The organism is Paracoccus contaminans (genome assembly GCF_002105555.1).
Taxonomy (GTDB): domain Bacteria; phylum Pseudomonadota; class Alphaproteobacteria; order Rhodobacterales; family Rhodobacteraceae; genus Paracoccus; species Paracoccus contaminans.
Map to the genome: position 1 here is coordinate 2,567,636 of NZ_CP020612.1, position 15,867 is coordinate 2,583,502.

The 15,867-nt window shown below is 68.9% G+C and carries 13 protein-coding genes; 6 read left to right on the top strand and 7 right to left on the bottom strand.

The annotated features are described in order from the left end of the window. Window positions 1-116 precede the first annotated feature (116 nt). Entirely contained in the window at window positions 117-1,301 is a 1,185-nt protein-coding gene (locus B0A89_RS12195) for an ABC transporter substrate-binding protein (RefSeq protein WP_085378385.1), read from the bottom strand. A gap of 253 nt (window positions 1,302-1,554) precedes the next feature. Here B0A89_RS12195 and B0A89_RS12200 point away from each other — a divergent pair, with 253 nt between their 5' ends. Then, window positions 1,555-2,883, top strand: a complete 1,329-nt coding sequence (locus tag B0A89_RS12200) for a class II 3-deoxy-7-phosphoheptulonate synthase (protein WP_240558705.1) — start codon at window positions 1,555-1,557, stop codon at window positions 2,881-2,883. A 22-nt stretch (window positions 2,884-2,905) separates the two neighbouring features. Here the strand turns inward: B0A89_RS12200 and B0A89_RS12205 are convergent, their stop codons facing one another. After that, a complete protein-coding gene (locus B0A89_RS12205; RefSeq protein ID WP_240558546.1) occupies window positions 2,906-3,634 on the bottom strand; it encodes a PAS domain-containing protein in 729 nt (242 codons plus the stop codon). 75 nt (window positions 3,635-3,709) lie between these two features. Beyond that, window positions 3,710-4,285, bottom strand: a complete 576-nt coding sequence (locus B0A89_RS12210; RefSeq protein ID WP_085378387.1) for a LabA-like NYN domain-containing protein — start codon at window positions 4,283-4,285, stop codon at window positions 3,710-3,712. A gap of 83 nt (window positions 4,286-4,368) precedes the next feature. Between B0A89_RS12210 and folK the strand changes: the two genes are divergently transcribed. From folK to B0A89_RS12230, 4 genes are all read left to right on the top strand, one after another. Further along, window positions 4,369-4,893 (top strand): 2-amino-4-hydroxy-6-hydroxymethyldihydropteridine diphosphokinase, encoded by a 525-nt coding sequence (folK, locus tag B0A89_RS12215; protein WP_240558547.1) that lies wholly within the window; start codon window positions 4,369-4,371, stop codon window positions 4,891-4,893. A gap of 70 nt (window positions 4,894-4,963) precedes the next feature. Continuing rightward, entirely contained in the window at window positions 4,964-5,320 is a 357-nt protein-coding gene (rpoZ, locus tag B0A89_RS12220) for a DNA-directed RNA polymerase subunit omega (protein ID WP_085378389.1), read from the top strand. Window positions 5,321-5,342: 22 nt separating this feature from the next. Next, window positions 5,343-7,463 (top strand): RelA/SpoT family protein, encoded by a 2,121-nt coding sequence (locus tag B0A89_RS12225; RefSeq protein ID WP_240558548.1) that lies wholly within the window; start codon window positions 5,343-5,345, stop codon window positions 7,461-7,463. A 67-nt stretch (window positions 7,464-7,530) separates the two neighbouring features. Next, complete coding sequence (locus B0A89_RS12230; RefSeq protein WP_240558549.1) at window positions 7,531-8,142, top strand: DUF2062 domain-containing protein; 612 nt, start codon at window positions 7,531-7,533, stop codon at window positions 8,140-8,142. A gap of 12 nt (window positions 8,143-8,154) precedes the next feature. Here B0A89_RS12230 and B0A89_RS12235 read toward each other — a convergent pair whose 3' ends face one another. From B0A89_RS12235 to gltX, 3 genes are all read right to left on the bottom strand, one after another. Next, complete coding sequence (locus B0A89_RS12235) at window positions 8,155-9,465, bottom strand: NAD(P)/FAD-dependent oxidoreductase (protein WP_085378390.1); 1,311 nt, start codon at window positions 9,463-9,465, stop codon at window positions 8,155-8,157. 160 nt (window positions 9,466-9,625) lie between these two features. Continuing rightward, on the bottom strand, window positions 9,626-10,918 hold the full coding sequence (gltA, locus tag B0A89_RS12240; protein ID WP_085378391.1) for a citrate synthase: 1,293 nt from the start codon (window positions 10,916-10,918) through the stop codon (window positions 9,626-9,628). Window positions 10,919-10,969: 51 nt separating this feature from the next. After that, a complete protein-coding gene (gltX, locus tag B0A89_RS12245; RefSeq protein ID WP_085378392.1) occupies window positions 10,970-12,364 on the bottom strand; it encodes a glutamate--tRNA ligase in 1,395 nt (464 codons plus the stop codon). A gap of 105 nt (window positions 12,365-12,469) precedes the next feature. Here gltX and B0A89_RS12250 point away from each other — a divergent pair, with 105 nt between their 5' ends. Next, the gene (locus B0A89_RS12250; RefSeq protein WP_240558550.1) at window positions 12,470-14,821 is read left to right on the top strand and encodes a ComEC/Rec2 family competence protein; all 2,352 of its coding nucleotides are present in this window, start codon (window positions 12,470-12,472) and stop codon (window positions 14,819-14,821) included. A gap of 114 nt (window positions 14,822-14,935) precedes the next feature. Here B0A89_RS12250 and trpA read toward each other — a convergent pair whose 3' ends face one another. Next, window positions 14,936-15,745 carry a tryptophan synthase subunit alpha gene (gene trpA / locus B0A89_RS12255; RefSeq protein WP_085378393.1) on the bottom strand — a complete coding sequence of 270 codons (810 nt, stop codon included), beginning with the start codon at window positions 15,743-15,745 and terminating at the stop codon, window positions 14,936-14,938. Window positions 15,746-15,867: the final 122 nt, after the last annotated feature.

Genomic DNA, 15,867 nt, shown 5'->3' on the forward strand with positions numbered 1-15,867 from the left:
TTGGTGCGGGCGGGTCGGTCGTTCGTTGCCGGCCGCCTGTCATGTCGCCCGTCCGCGCCTTGCCGCGCAAGACCGGCAGTGAAAGGCCCCGGCCTTGCAGCCGGGGCCTGGCGGCATCAGTGGATGCGGACGACGTTCAGCGTGCCGCCCTTGAAATCCACCTCGCGATAGGTGCCGGCGCTTTCGCCCGGATCGACGAACTCGACGGCGCTTGCGCCGTCATAGTCGATGTCTTGGCCCGCCGCGATCAGCTCCAGCCCCTTGGCCAGTTCGCCCGGTCCGATCTTTTCGCCGGGGGCGTTCGCCACCTCCATCACCTTGTCCTTGTAGACCTTGGGATCGCTGGACTTGGCAGCCTCCATCGCCAGCAGAATGAGGGCGGTGGCATCATAGGATTCGCCGGTAAAGGCCGAGGTGCCGTCAAAGCCTGCGGCCTTGGCAAGCCCGCCGAAGCTGTCGCGCCCCGCGCCCTCGGACGAGGGGTTCTGGCCGAAGGAGGTTTCCAGTTCCGCGCCGAACTTGTCCACGACCGGCTGGCCGATCATCCCGTCGGGCAGGATGAAGGTCGAGAAGGCCCCCGCATCCAGCACGCCGCGCATGATGCCCGAGCCGCCCTGGTCCACATAGCCCACGACCGCCAGCGCATCGCCCCCCGCCGCCGAAAGGGCGCCGACCTCGGCCGAATAGTCGGCCTTGCCGTCCTCATGCGCGGCAACGATCGTCACCTTGCCGCCCTTCTTCTCGAAGGCGTTCTTGAAGGATTCGGCCAGGCCCTTGCCATAGTCGTTATTGGTATAGGTGATCGCCACCGACTTGACGCCCCGCTCGGCCGCGATGTCGGCCATCACCTCGCCCTGCCGGGCATCCGAGGGCGAGGTGCGGAAGAAGAACCCCTTGTCGTCGATATCCGTCAGCGCGGGCGAGGTGGCCGAGGGCGAGATCATCACGATGCCGTTCGGCACGCCAACCTTTTCCAGGCTGGCGATGGTTTCGCCCGAACACATGCCGCCCACGATCCCGTTGACCTTTTCCGCGGTCACCAGGCGCTCGACCGCCGTGACGGCTGCGGCCGCATCCGCGCAGGTGCTGTCGGCGCGCACGGCCTGAACCTTGCTGCCGCCCAGCAGCTTGCCCGAATCGCTGACCTCGCGGATCGCCATCTCGGCAGACTGGGCCATGTTGGGCGACATCGATTCCAGCGGGCCGGTAAAGCCCATCGACAGGCCGATCTTGACGTCCTCGGCCCAGCCGGCACCACCCGTCAGCGCCGCAACCGCCGTGGCGGCAAGCAGTTTCCTCATCCTCGGTCCCTTCCCTGCGGGGTCGTTTTCATTGAAGGAAAGACTAGGCAGCTTGCCAACGAAAGAAAAGCGCCGCGTTCGGTCCCGCATCGTGCTGCCGGAGGCGGGCTTTATTCCGGCGGGCGGCCTGCCTATAGTCGCCAGGCCGTTCAACGAGGATCGCCCCATGCCGCAGGACACCCGCACGACCCCCACCGCTGCCGCCGCGACGGGTTGGGACCGGGCCGGCTGGCGCAGCCGGCCGCGGGTGCAGATGCCAGATTATCCCGATGCCGCCGCGCTGCGTGCGGTCGAGGGGCAGCTGTCGCGCTTTCCGCCCCTGGTATTCGCCGGCGAGGCGAGGCGGCTCAGGTCGCATCTGGCGCAGGTCGCGCAGGGGCGGGCGTTCCTGTTGCAGGGCGGTGACTGCGCGGAAAGCTTTGCCGAATTCAGCGCCGACACCATCCGCGACACCTTCAAGGTAATGCTTCAGATGGCCGTGGTGCTGACCTGGGGCGCGCAGATGCCGGTGGTCAAGGTCGGCCGTGTCGCCGGCCAGTTTGCCAAGCCGCGCAGCGCCCCCACCGAAACGCAAGGCGGGGTCGATCTGCCCAGCTATCGCGGCGACATCATCAACGGCTTTGATTTCACCCCCGCGGCGCGGATGCCCGATCCGCAGCGGATGCTGCAGGCCTATACGCAGGCGGCGGCCAGCCTGAACCTGCTGCGCGCCTTTTCAACGGGCGGCTATGCCGACATCCACCGGGTGCAGAGCTGGATCGCCGATTTCACCGACGGCCCCGAGGCGGCGCGTTACCGCGACATCGCCGAGCGCATTTCCGACGCCATGGCCTTCATGCAGGCTGCGGGCGTGACGGCGGAAACGGCGCACGAGCTGGGCACGGTCGAGTTCTATACCAGCCACGAGGCGCTGCTGCTGGAATACGAGGAGGCGCTGGCGCGGACCGATTCGACGACCGGCCTGCCGGTGGCCGGATCGGGCCACATGCTGTGGATCGGCGACCGCACCCGCCAGCCGGACGGCGCGCATGTCGAGTTCCTGCGCGGCGTGCAGAACCCCATCGGGCTGAAATGCGGCCCTTCGATTTCCGAAAGCGACCTGAAACGGCTGATCGACGCGCTGAACCCGGGCAACGAACCGGGCCGGCTGACGCTGATCGCCCGCTTCGGCGCGGGCAGCGTGGGCGATCATCTGCCGCGCCTGATCCGGGCGGTTGCCGCCGAAGGCGCGGATGTCGTGTGGTCCTGCGATCCGATGCATGGCAACACGATCAAGTCGGCCTCGGGCTTCAAGACGCGCCCGTTCGATTCGGTGCTGCGCGAGGTGCGCGAGTTCTTTGAGATCCACGCCGCCGAGGGCAGCGTTCCGGGCGGCGTGCATTTCGAGATGACGGGGCAGGACGTGACCGAATGCACCGGCGGGGTGCGCGCCGTGACCGACGAGGATCTGTCGAGCCGCTATCATACGGCCTGCGATCCGCGCCTGAACGCCAGCCAGTCGCTTGAGCTGGCCTTCCTGGTCGCCGAGGAACTGCGCGCCCGCCGCACCGGAACGCCCGCGGGTCTGCGCCAGGCAAGCTGAGGCAGGGCCGCGCGCCAGGGCCTCAGTCGTTCGAGATCACGCGAAAACGCGCGCGGCGCTCCTCGGGGGTTTCCGCGTTGTCCAGGGGCGCGCGCGGCGCAGTGGGCGGATCGAAGGCGGCGGGGCGCCAGGGTGCGGCGGGTTCGGCAAAGCCCGCGGCCGAGGGCGAGGGGGCCAGCACTCGCGCGCCCTCGATCACCGGGGCGGCGCGGTCGGCCAGGATGTCGAACCGGCGCGGCGCGCTGCCGATCACGCCTTCGGTCACCAGACAGCCCAGCGCGCGCGTCACATCCCCCAGATCCGATTTCAGCGGCAGGATCAGCATCCGGCCGGTCAGTTCCGGGCAGCCATAGGCAGAGGGCGAGATCACTTCCAGCTCGGCGATCTGCGGCCCCTTGAACACCGCCTCGAGCACATCGGACAAGCGGCCCCGCGCGCCGGCATTCATGACCGCGCAAAGCGGCATGCCGCGCACCTCCATCCCCATCAGGTCCGCCAGATGACGCCCGGCGATACGAAAGCGCGCCGCCCCCGGCGCGATGCGTTCCAGCACGAAGGCGAAATCGAGCGTGCCGCGCAGGCCGGCCGGGTCGATGTCGGCCCGTGCGGGAATGGCGCGCCCCTTGCGCAGCGACCACCAGTAATCGCGCATCTCTGCCACGACACGTCCCGGCGGGCGCCTGTCGAAATCGGCCAGATGCATCACCTGCCCCAAAGCCGACCCTTCGTCGTCATCGCTGGGGTTCATCATGGTTCGTCCCTGTGGGTTTCCGTGGCGGCATAACCCACTCGCGACCGAATGGATGCCGCAATCTTTAACGCAAGGTTAAGGCCGCGTCTCGGCATTCGTCCCGTCCAGCATGTCGCGTGGCTCGCGCGGGGGGCGGCCGATGATCTCGCGCAGCGCGTCCAGTTCGATGAAGTTGTCGGCCTGCCGGCGCAGCTCGTCCGCGATCATGGGCGGCTGGCTGCGCAGCGTCGAGACGACCGATACGCGCACGCCCTGCCGCTGCAGCGCATCGACCAGGGGGCGAAAATCCCCGTCCCCCGAGAACAGCACCGCATGATCGAGCCGGGGGGCCAGTTCCATGGCATTCACCGCAAGCTCGATGTCCATGTTGCCCTTGACCCGCCGGCGGCCTTGGGAATCGGTGTATTCGCGCGCCGGTTTGCTGACGATGGCGTAGCCGTTGTAGTTCAGCCAATCGACCAGCGGCCTGATGGGCGAATAATCCTCGTTTTCCAGCACGGCGGTATAGTAATAGGCACGGATCAGTTTGCCGCGGCGCTCGAATTCCTGGCGAAGCAGCTTGTAGTCGATGTCAAAGCCTAGCGCCTTGGCGGCTGCGTGCAGATTTGATCCGTCAATGAACAGCGCAAGCCTATCGTCCTTATAAAACAATGTCTTTTTCCTTCGATGCAGCAAAGGGCCGTCGATTCGCCTGCAAGCTAGCCTTGGTTGCGCTGGGCGCAAACCTGCCCTCTTTGGCAGGTTCCCCCGCGCGCACGCTGCGGGCGGCGCTGGCGATGATGGCGGCGCGGGGGCTGGCGCTGCGCGCTGTCAGCCGCTTCTGGCGCACCCCGGCCCATCCGGCGGGCAGCGGGCCGGATTACGTGAACGCCGCCGCGCTTGTGAGGGCCGATGCGCGGCCCGACGAGGTTCTGGCACTGCTTCACGCCATCGAGGCGCATCTCGGCCGGACACGCGATGGCGGGCGCTGGGCCGCGCGGGGGATCGATCTTGACCTGATCGCCATGGGCGACACGGTTTTGCCAAGCGCGATGGTGCAGGATCGCTGGCGCGGCCTTGATCCTGCCGCGCAGGCCCGCATTGCGCCCGAAGGGCTGATCCTGCCGCATCCCCGCTTGCAGGAGCGCGGCTTTGTCTTGCTGCCGCTGGCCGAGATCGCGCCGGGCTGGGTTCATCCCCGCGCGGGGAAAAGCGTGGCGGCCATGCTGGCCGCGCTAGACCCGGCGGGGCTGCGCGGCATGGTCCCTGGGGCGGGCTAGGCTTGACTTTGGGCACTGCGGCGGTCACTGATGCCGACTTGTCCCAGAGCCGATTCGCGAAAGGTATGCCATGGCCCGCGTCACTGTCGAGGATTGCGTTGACAAGGTTCCCAACCGCTTTGATCTGGTGATGCTCGCCGCGCACCGCGCCCGTGAGATCACGGCCGGATCGCCCGTGACGGTGGACCGGGACGATGACAAGAACCCCGTCGTCGCCCTGCGCGAGATCGCGGACGAGACGCAGCCGGTCGATGAGCTGCGCGAACGCATGATCGAACAGATCCAGACCCAGATCGAGGTGGACGAGCCGGAGGAGGACGCGATGGCGCTGCTTCTGGGGGCCGAGATCGACCGCCCCAAGCCGGCCGACGAGGAAACCGAGGAGCGCATGCTGCGCATGATGCTCGAGGCGCAGGGCCGCGGCTGACCCGGCCGACCGGGGGCCACGGTTGGAGAAGATCGATGTCGATGACCTGATCGCGCTCGTCCGCAACTATAACCCGCGGACGAACGAGGATCTGATCCGGCGTGCCTATGAATATGGCTGCCGGATGCATGAGGGGCAGTTCCGCCAGTCGGGCGAGCCCTATTTCACCCATCCCGTCGCCGTGGCCGCGATCCTGACGGAAATGCGGCTGGACGATGCGACGATTGTCACCGCGCTGCTGCACGACACGATCGAGGACACACGCTCGACCTGGGCCGAAGTCTCGGACCTGTTCGGCCGCGACGTGGCCGACCTTGTGGACGGCGTCACCAAGCTGACCAATCTGCAACTGTCGGGCGCCCATTCCAAGCAGGCGGAAAACTTCCGCAAGCTGTTCGTCGCCATGTCGCGCGACCTGCGGGTGATTCTGGTCAAGCTGGCCGACCGGCTGCACAACATGCGCACGATCCGCTCGATGCGGCCTGAAAAGCAGGCGCAGAAGGCGCGCGAGACCATGGAGATCTTTGCGCCGCTGGCCGGGCGCATGGGGATGCAGTGGATGCGCGAGGAGCTTGAGGACCTTGCCTTCAAGGTGCTGAACCCCGAGGCGCGCAATTCCATCATCCGCCGCTTTGTCGTGCTGCAGAAGGAAAACGGCGACGTGATCCCGCAGATCACCGCCGACATCCGCGCAGCCCTCGAAACCGAAGGGATCGACGCCGCCGTCTTTGGCCGGGCCAAGCGCCCCTACAGCGTCTGGCGCAAGATGCAGGAAAAGCAGCTCAGCTTTTCGCGCCTGTCCGATATCTACGGCTTTCGCATCATCACCGGAACCGATCCCGACTGCTATCGCGCGCTGGGGGTGATCCACCGCAAATGGCGCACCGTTCCGGGGCGCTTCAAGGATTATATCAGCCAGCCCAAGTCCAACGGCTATCGCTCGATCCACACGACCGTTTCGGCGCGCGACGGCACCCGCGTCGAGGTGCAGATCCGCACCCGCGCCATGCATGAGGTGGCCGAGGCGGGCGTGGCGGCGCACTGGGCCTATCGGGACGGGGTGCGATCGCGCAATCCCTTCGCGGTGGACCCCGGCGAATGGCTGACCAGCCTGACCGAACGCTTCGGCGAGGAAGATCACGACGCCTTCCTCGAAGCCGTCAAGCTGGAGATGTATCAGGATCAGGTGTTCTGTTTTTCGCCCAAGGGCGACGTGATCCAGCTGCCCAAGGGGGCGACGCCGATCGATTTTGCCTATGCGATCCACACGCGGCTGGGCAATGCCTGCGTGGGGGCCAAGGTTGACGGCATCCGCGTGCCGCTGTGGACGCGGCTCAAGAACGGGCAGGGGGTCGAGATCATCGCCGCCGCCGGCCAGCGACCGCAGGCGACCTGGCTGGACATCGTGGTGACGGGCCGCGCCAAGGCGGCGATCCGGCGCAGCCTGCGCGAGGAGGATCGCTCCCGGTTCATCCGCCTCGGGTCCGAACTGCTGCGCGTCGCGTTCGAGCATGTGAACCGCAAGATCACCGACAAGGCCCTGCGCACCGCCGCCCGCGCGCTGGCGCTGACCGACGCGGACGAGCTGCTGGCCCGCGTCGGCGCGGCCGAACTGTCGGCGCAGCGGGTCGTGGGCGCGCTTTATCCCGACCTGACCCCGCCAGCGGACGAGATCGACGCCGGCCGGGCCGTGGCCGGCCTTCAGGCCGACCAGGAATTCAACCGCGCCCCCTGCTGCAACCCGCTGCCGGGCGAACGGATCGTCGGCGTCACCTATCGCGGCAAGGGCGTGGTCATCCATGCCATCGACTGCCCCGTGCTGGCCGATTTCGAAAGCCAGCCTGAACGCTGGGTGGACCTGCGCTGGCGCGAGGGGCGCCATCCGGCCGTCTATACCGTCCCGCTCAGCCTGACGATCCGCCATGATGCGGGCGTGCTGGGCCGGATCTGCACCCTCATCGGCGCGCAGGGCGCCAATATCTCGGATCTGGAATTCCAGGACCGCAAGCCCGACTTCTACCGCCTGAGGGTGGAGATCTGCCTGCGCGATGCCGAGCATCTGCATGCGCTGATGACCGCGCTCGAGGCGGAAAGCGACGTGGCGCAGGTCGCGCGCATCCGCGACAGCTCGGCCACCGTCTGAGGGGCGGGTTGCGGCGCGCCTTCCGTGCTGATTGACTGCCGAGGACGCCACAAAGGACCAGGGTCCCGTGTTCCGACGCAAGCCGCGCAGTTATGCGCAGATCGCCAGCGACATGGTCTATCCGCGGGGCGGCTGGTCGCGAGCCGCGCGTTACACGCTCTATCGTCTGCGCCGTCTGCCCGACCAGCCCCAGCGGATCGCCCGCGGCGTCGCGGCAGGTGTGTTCATCAGCTTCACGCCGCTGTTCGGCATCCACCTGTTCGGCTCGATGGCGCTGGCATGGATCATCGGGGGCAACATGCTGGCCGCGGTGATCGGCAGCCTGATCGGAAACCCGCTGACCTTTCCCTTCATCGCGGCGCTGTCGCTGGGGCTGGGCCGCCTCATGCTGGGGATCGAAGGGCATCTCGGCCCGGTCGCCATCCTCGACAGCTTTGCCGCAGCGGGCAGCCAGCTGCTGCGCAACATGCTGGCCCTGCTGCATGGCCAGCACAGCGAATGGGACCGGCTTGAGGCGTTCAGCCGGGACATCCTGCTGCCCTATCTGGTCGGGGGCCTGCTGCCGGGGCTTGCCGCGGCGCTGGCCTTCTATTTCGTCACGGTGCCGCTGGTGCAGGCCTATCATGCCCGCCGGGCCGAACGGCTGGCCCGCCGCGGCCCGCCCCCGCCGCGCATCTGAAAGGGCGCGCCCCTAGACACCCAGCCGGTCGCGCAGGGAATACCAGCCCATGCCCGCGACCAGCAGCGGCCAGCGCAGCGCCGCCCCGCCCGGAAAGCTGCCGGCGGGCAGGGCGGCCATGGCGTCGAACCCTTCGGACTGGCCCTGCACCGCCCTGGCCATCAGCATGCCCGCCAGATTGGCCATCGCCACCCCATGCCCAGAAAAGCCGCTGGCCGACAGGCAGTTCGGCGCGGGCCGGGCGAACAGCGGCATCCGGCTCCGCGTGATCGCCAGCGTGCCGCCCCAGGCATGGGTGATCGCAACGCCCCTGAGCTGCGGATAGACCTGTTCCAGCGGCCGGCGCACCTTGGCGGCGATGTCGTCGGGAAAGCGGTAGCTGACCGTCTCGCCGCCGCCAAAGACAAGGCGGCGGTCGTCCGACAGGCGCCAGTAGTTCACGACGAAGCGGGTATCGTGGACGGCGATGTTTTCGGCCAGCAGGTCGGATGCGCGCTCGCCCAGCGGCTCGGTCGCGATGACATAGTTGTTGATCGGCATGACGCGGCGGGCAACGCCCTGGTCCAGGCGGCCCAGATAGCCGTTGGCGGCCAGGATGACATGATCGCAGACCACCCGCCCGGTTCCGGTCTGCACGATGCTGGGGTCGCGCGCGGTCCTGCCATGGACGATGGCATGGACATGGCTGCCCTCGTGGATCACGGCCCCGGCCGAGGAGGCCAGCCGCGCCAGCCCCAGCGCCAGCGCCAGCGGATCAAGATGCCCCGCCCCCCGGTCGATGTCGCCCCCCGCATAGAGGGGCGCGTTCACCAGCGCCCGCAGCCCCGCCCGGTCCAGCGGCTGGACCTGGTCATAGCCATAGTCGCGCGCCAGCCGCTCGGCATTGGCATGCGCATGCCGCACCTCGGCCGCGCTCCGCGCGGCATGAGCGATGCCGGGATGGACGGCGACGCCCGCCTCATGCGCATAGTGCCGCGTCAGCGCCTTGGCCTCCTCGGCCATGTCCCACAGGCGACGTGCCGCCGGTTTCCCGGCGATGCGCTCCAGCTCGTCCACCTCAAGCCGCTGGCCCGAGCCAAGCTGCCCGCCATTGCGCCCCGAGGCCCCGAAGCCGACCCGCTGCGCCTCAATCACGACGACGCGCCGACCCGCGCGCGCCAGCGTCAGGGCCGCGGACAGGCCCGTATAGCCTGCCCCGACCACCGCCACATCGGCCCGCGTCTCGCCCCGCAAGGGGGGGAAAGGGGGCAAGGGCTCGTTCTGGTCGGCATAAAGGCTGGCGGGATAGGCGCCGCGGCGATCATTGGCGAAAAGCAGGTTCATCGGACATCCCGAAGGCAGGGCAGTGCCCCCTTAGCATGTCCGCCCTGGCCGGGAAACCGGCCCGTCCGCGCGCAGGGGCCGGCCGGGCGCCGGCCTTTACCATTCGCGCGCATGAAAAAGGGGGCCGGCGGCCCCCCTTCGCAGTTTTGCGCCGCACCGATCAGCGCTGCGCGACATCCACATAATCGCGCCGCCCCGAACCGACATAGAGCTGGCGCGGACGGCCGATCTTGCTGTCCGGATCGCCCAGCATCTCCTTCCACTGGGAAATCCAGCCGACGGTGCGCGACAGCGCGAAGATCGGCGTGAACATCGAGGTCGGAAAGCCCATCGCCGACAGGATGATGCCGGAATAGAAATCGACGTTCGGATAGAGCTTCTTGCTGATGAAGTACTCGTCTTCCAGCGCGATCCGCTCAAGCTCCTTGGCGACCTGAAGGGTCGGGTTGTTCTCGACGCCCAGGATGCCCAGCACCTCGTCGGCCGATTCCTTCATGATCTTTGCCCGCGGGTCGAAGTTCTTGTAGACGCGGTGGCCAAAGCCCATCAGGCGGAACGGATCGTCCTTGTCCTTGGCGCGGGCGATGAATTCGGGGATGCGATCGACGCTGCCGATCTGCTGCAGCATTTCCAGCGCGGCCTGGTTGGCCCCGCCATGGGCCGGCCCCCACAGGCAGGCGATGCCGGCCGCGATGCAGGCGAAGGGGTTGGCCCCGGACGAGCCGGCAAGGCGCACCGTCGAGGTCGAGGCGTTCTGCTCATGGTCCGCATGCAGGGTGAAGATGCGGTCCATCGCGCGGGCCAGGGCGGGATCGACCCTGTATTCCTCGGCCGGAACCGAGAAGCACATGTTCAGGAAGTTGCTGGCGTAATCCAGATCGTTCTTCGGATAGACGAAGGGCTGACCGATGGAATACTTGTAGGCCATCGCCGCGATCGTCGGCAGCTTGGCGATCAGGCGGTGCGAGGCGATCTCGCGCTGCTTTTCGTCGTTGATGTCGGTCGAGTCGTGATAGAATGCCGACATTGCGCCGACCACCGCCACCATCGTCGCCATCGGATGCGCGTCGCGCCGGAACCCGGTGAAGAAGCGGTGCATCTGCTCATGCACCATGGTGTGGCGGGTGATGATGTTCTCGAACTGCGCAAGCTGCGCGCTGTCGGGCAGCTCGCCGTTCAGCAGCAGATAGCACACTTCGAGATAGTGCGACTTCTCGGCAAGCTGGTCGATCGGATAGCCGCGATACCACAGCTCGCCCTGGTCGCCGTCGATATAGGTGATGGCGCTTTCGCACGAGGCGGTCGAGGTGAAGCCGGGGTCGAAGGTGAACACCCCTGCCTGGCCATACAGCTTGCGGATGTCCACGCATTCGGGACCGACCGTCGGGGTAAGCACCGCAAGGTCCAGATCCTTGCCGTTCACCGTGATGCGGGCATTCCTGGTTTCAGCCATCGCATGTTCCTTTTCGCGTGCGGTCCTGCGGGACCGGGTGTTCCTGGCGGCTCATCCCGCCACGTCTGACAGGCGGGACAGCGTTTCCTGGCGGCCCAGCGCAAGCATCATGTCGAATACACTGGGGGTTGAGCTGCGCCCGGCCAGAGCAGCGCGCAAGGGCGCCGCGATCTTGCCGAGGCCAAGCCCGTGCGCCTCGGCGGTCCGCTGGGCAGCGGCCTCCAGATCATCGCGGCTCCAGTTAACATGCTGCAACGCAGCGGTCAATTCACCCAGTATGCGACGGGATACCGGATCAAGGCTGGCCGCCGCCTTGTCGTCGGCATCGACCGGGCGCTCGATAAGGGCAAAGCGCGCCTGTTCCAACAGGGCGGGCAGGGTTCTTGCCTTGGCCTTCAGCGCGCCCAGCGCGGACCCGAGCCGCGCGGCCTGCACGGCCGTCAGGGGCGGCTGGCCCGTTTCGGCCAGAAAGCGGGCCAGTTCGTCTAGCAGGGCGGCATCGCTCATGGCGGCGATATGATGGCCCGAGACATGTTCCAGCTTCTTGAAATCCAGCCGGGCAGGGGCCTTGCCGATCGCGTCCAGATCGAACCAGGCCTGCGCCTGGGCATCGTCGAACAGCTCGTCGTCGCCATGGCTCCACCCCAGGCGGGCCAGATAGTTGCGCATCGCCGCCGCCGGATAGCCCATGGCGGCGAATTCGTGCAGCCCGACCGCGCCGTGCCGCTTTGACAGCTTCTTGCCGTCGGTCCCGTGGATCAGGGGGATATGGGCAAAGACCGGCATGTCCCAGCCGTTCGCGGCATAGACCTGCGCCTGGCGTGCGGCGTTGGTCAGGTGGTCGTCCCCGCGGATGATGTGCGTCACGCCCATGTCGTGATCGTCCACCACGACCGCATGCATGTAGGTCGGCGTTCCGTCCGAGCGCAGCAGGATCATGTCGTCCAGCTGGTCGTTGCGGAAGGTCACGTCCCCCTGCACCGCGTCATGGATCACCGTGACGCCCTCGCGCGGGGCGCGCAGGCGGATCGCATATGGCGCGTCCGGCTGGGTTGCAGGGTCGGCATCGCGCCAGGGGCTTTGAAAGACGCGGTTGGGATTTGCCTCACGCCAGGCGGCGATTTCCTCGGCGGTGGTATAGCAGCGATAGGCGGTGCCAGCCGCCAGCATCTGCCGCGCCACCTCGGCATGGCGGCCGGCACGGGCGAACTGGCTGACCGGCTCGCCGTCCCAGTCGAGACCGAGCCATTCCAGCCCCTTGAGAATCGCCGCCGTCGCCTCGGGCGTTGATCTGGCGCGGTCGGTATCCTCGATGCGCAGCAGGAACCTGCCGCCCCGGCCGCGCGCATAAAGCCAGTTGAACAGCGCCGTGCGCGCCCCCCCGATATGCAGATAGCCGGTCGGCGAGGGCGCAAAGCGGGTCACGACGGGGGCAGGGGATGACATGGGGCGGCTCCTCTCAATCTGGGCCGCGGCCGTTAACCTTTCGGTAAGGACGGGTCGGCTAGAGTCGCCGCAGGGATACGCGAAGCGGCCGGGGAAGGACAAGGATTGGCGGCGATCGCCCGGCATGCGGGTCCGGCGCAACGGCCGGGTTCGCGCATCAGGGATCTGGTGCGCGCCGCCTTCGCCATGGGCGAGGCGCGCGCCGTCCTGCCGGGCGACCGGATCGCGCGGGCGGGCCTGCTGGTCTGGGCGCCGCTGTGCCTGAGCCTGGGGATCGGCGCCTGGTTTGCGCTGCGGATCGAACCCGGGATGGCCTTCTATGCCGTCCTGGCGCTTGCCGGGGCCGGCGCCTGGGCCGCCGGTGGGGCCGCGCGCCGGGCCGGCATGACGGGGCGGCTCGGCTGGGACAACGCCGATCTGGCGCGCATGATCGCACACGGGGCGGCGCTGGCGGCGCTGGGCTTTCTGTGCGCGGGGTTCCGGGCCCATCAGGTGGCCGCGCCGGTCCTGGATTTCCGCTATTACGGCCCGATCGAGGGGCGGGTGGTGGATATCGACCGCTCGGCCCGCGACCGCATGCGCATCACGCTTGACCGGGTGGTGCTGCGCGACACGCCCCCGGCCCGCACACCCGAACGCATCCGCCTGTCGCTGACGGACCAGCAGGCCCCCCCGCCGCCCGGCAGCCGCGTGATGCTGACCGGCCATCTGGGCCCGAACCCCGGCCCAGCCGAACCGGGCGGTTTCGATTTCCGGCAGGCGGCCTTCTTTGCCCGGCTGGGCGCAGTGGGCTATACCCGCAACCCCGTGGTGATCGCGGCCCCCCCGCCCCCCGCGTCGTTCGATGCCACAGGGTTGCGGCTGCGCCTGGGCAGGGCCATGCGCGAGGCCATCGGCGGGCAGGAAGGCGCGGTGGCCGCCGCGCTGATGACCGGGGACCGCTCGGGCATCGCCGAGGCGACCAACCAGACGATGCGCGATTCCAACCTCTACCACATCGTGTCGATCTCGGGCCTGCACATGAGCATGCTGGCCGCCTTCGTCTATGGGGCGCTGCGCCTTGCGCTGGCGGCTGGGCAGGCAACCCCATGGGGTCGCCGCCATGCCGGACGGGCCGTCCACAAGGCGGCGGCGCTGGGGGCGCTGGCGGCGGCCAGTGCCTATCTGTGGCTGTCGGGCGGGGGCGTGCCGACGAACCGTTCCTTTCTGATGGTGGCGGTCATGCTGGGCGCGATCCTGATCGACCGCCGGGCCATGTCGCTGAGGACCGTGGCCGTCGCCGCGACGGCCATCCTGATCACCGCGCCCGAGGCGCTGGTCACCCCCGGCTTTCAGATGAGCTTTGCGGCGACCGCGTCGCTGATCATGCTGTTCCCGGCCTGGTCGCGGCATGCCGATCGCTTGCCCTGGGTGCTGCGGGGCGCGGCCATGCTGGTCCTGTCCTCGCTGATTGCGGGCCTTGCCACCGCGCCCATCGCGGCGGCCCATTTCAACCGCTCGGCGCAATACGGGCTGATCGCCAACCTGCTGGTGGTGCCGGTGATGGGGGCGGTGGTGATGCCGGCCGGTGTGATCGCGGCCCTGCTTGCCCCGCTGGGGCTGTCCGCCCCGGCCCTGTGGGCCATGGGTCTGGGGACGCGCTGGATGCTGTATGTGGGCGAGATGGTCGCCGGCTGGGGCGGTTCGGTCGTTGCGGTGGCGGCGCCGCACTGGTCGGTCCTGCCGCTGGGCGGGACCGGCGCGACGGTTGCGCTGCTGGTCCTGCATGCACCGGTGCGGCGGGGCCTGTCCCGCTGCGCTGCGGCCGCGGGGATCGCTGCCGTCATTGCCGCGGCCGCCATCTGGCTGGGCGGCGAACGGCCGGCGCTGCTGATCTCAGCCGATGGCGGGGCGGCGGGTCTGATGACGGCGCTGGGGCGGGCGCTGTCGAGGCCGGCCGGCGCCTTTGTCGCCGATAGCTGGCTGCGCGCCGATGGCGATACCGCCAGCGCCGAGGCCGCCGCCGCGCGCCCCGGATGGGAAGGCGGGCGGGCCATGCGGGTGGCCAGCCTTGCCGGGGCGCCGCTGGTGCATCTGACGGGGCGGACCGGCGCGGCCCGGCTGGCCGAAACCTGTGCGGCCGGGGGCATCGTCGTGCTGCAGGGCCGGGCGCCGCCAGGCGCGGCCGGGCCCTGCCTCGTGCTGGACGAAGCCGCCCTGCGCCCAAGCGGCGCGCGCGCTGGCTGGGTGCGCAACGGGCAGATCATGTGGCGAACCGCCGCAGAGATGGAGGGAGAGCGCCTATGGACCTCGGCGCGCGTGCGGCGCGCCTGGGGGATCGGTGCCGGCGCGCACCGCCCGCCTGCCGCGGCGCATCCTTCCAAGGGCGGGCGGCGGCCGGGACGAAAAGGCATGGCGCATGCCGACATACCGGCAGGCGCGCCAGACATGCCCGCAAGCGGCCTCGCTCACCCCTGATGCACCCGGCGCGCGCAGCTGCCTGCACCGCACCAGCCCCTGCGCGGCTGCGCCAAGGGGGCCGGCGCCCCTGAAACGGTTCCTTGCCCTGCCGCGCGGTCCGGGCTTGCGGCCTCAGGCGCGGTGGGCGCCTTCGGCCAGGCTGCGCACGAAATCAAGCACCGCGGCAACCGGGTGCCCCTCGCCGATACGGCGGACGATCGCGCTGCCCACCACGCAGCCATCGGCGACACGCGCCACGCTCTCGGCTGCCTCGGGGGTCGAGATGCCAAAGCCCACGACGACAGGCAGCCCGGCGGCCGCCCGGATGCGCGCGACTTCGGGGGCGACCTCGGCCGGATCGGCGGCAGCCCCCCCGGTCGTGCCCGTCACGCTGACGTAATAGACAAAGCCCGAGGTGTTCGCGACCACCGCCGGCAGGCGGCGATCATCCGTCGTGGGCGTGGCCAGGCGGATGAAGCTCAAGCCCGCGGCCTGAGCGGGCAGGCAAAGCTCGGCATCCTCCTCGGGCGGCAGGTCCACCACGATCAGCCCGTCCACCCCTGCCGCCGCCGCGGCGGCGAGGAAGCCGGACACGCCGCCCGGACCGGCATAGACCGGGTTGAAATAACCCATCAGCACGATGGGCGTCGTGTCGTCTTCGGCGCGGAAGGCCCGCACCATGTCCAGCGTGCGGGCAACGCTTCCCCCTGCCGCCAGGGCACGCTGGCCGGCGGCCTGGATGACGGACCCGTCCGCCATCGGGTCGGTGAAAGGCATCCCGAGCTCGATGATGTCCACGCCCGCGGCGGGCAGGCCGCGCATGATCGACAGCGACGTATCCGGATCCGGGTCGCATGCCATCACATAGGCAACGAAGGCCTTGCGCCTTTCGGCGCCCAGGCGGGAAAACAATGCGTCGATGCGCGTCTGCAAAGCGGTCATGGCATGTCCTTGCGGTTTGCGCGCCTTATTAGGCCGGGGTTGGCGGCAGGGAAAGGGCGGCGCGGCTGGACGCGGCCGGGGCGCTGGCCTAGAAGCCGCGGGCCGGGCAGAAAAGGGGATGC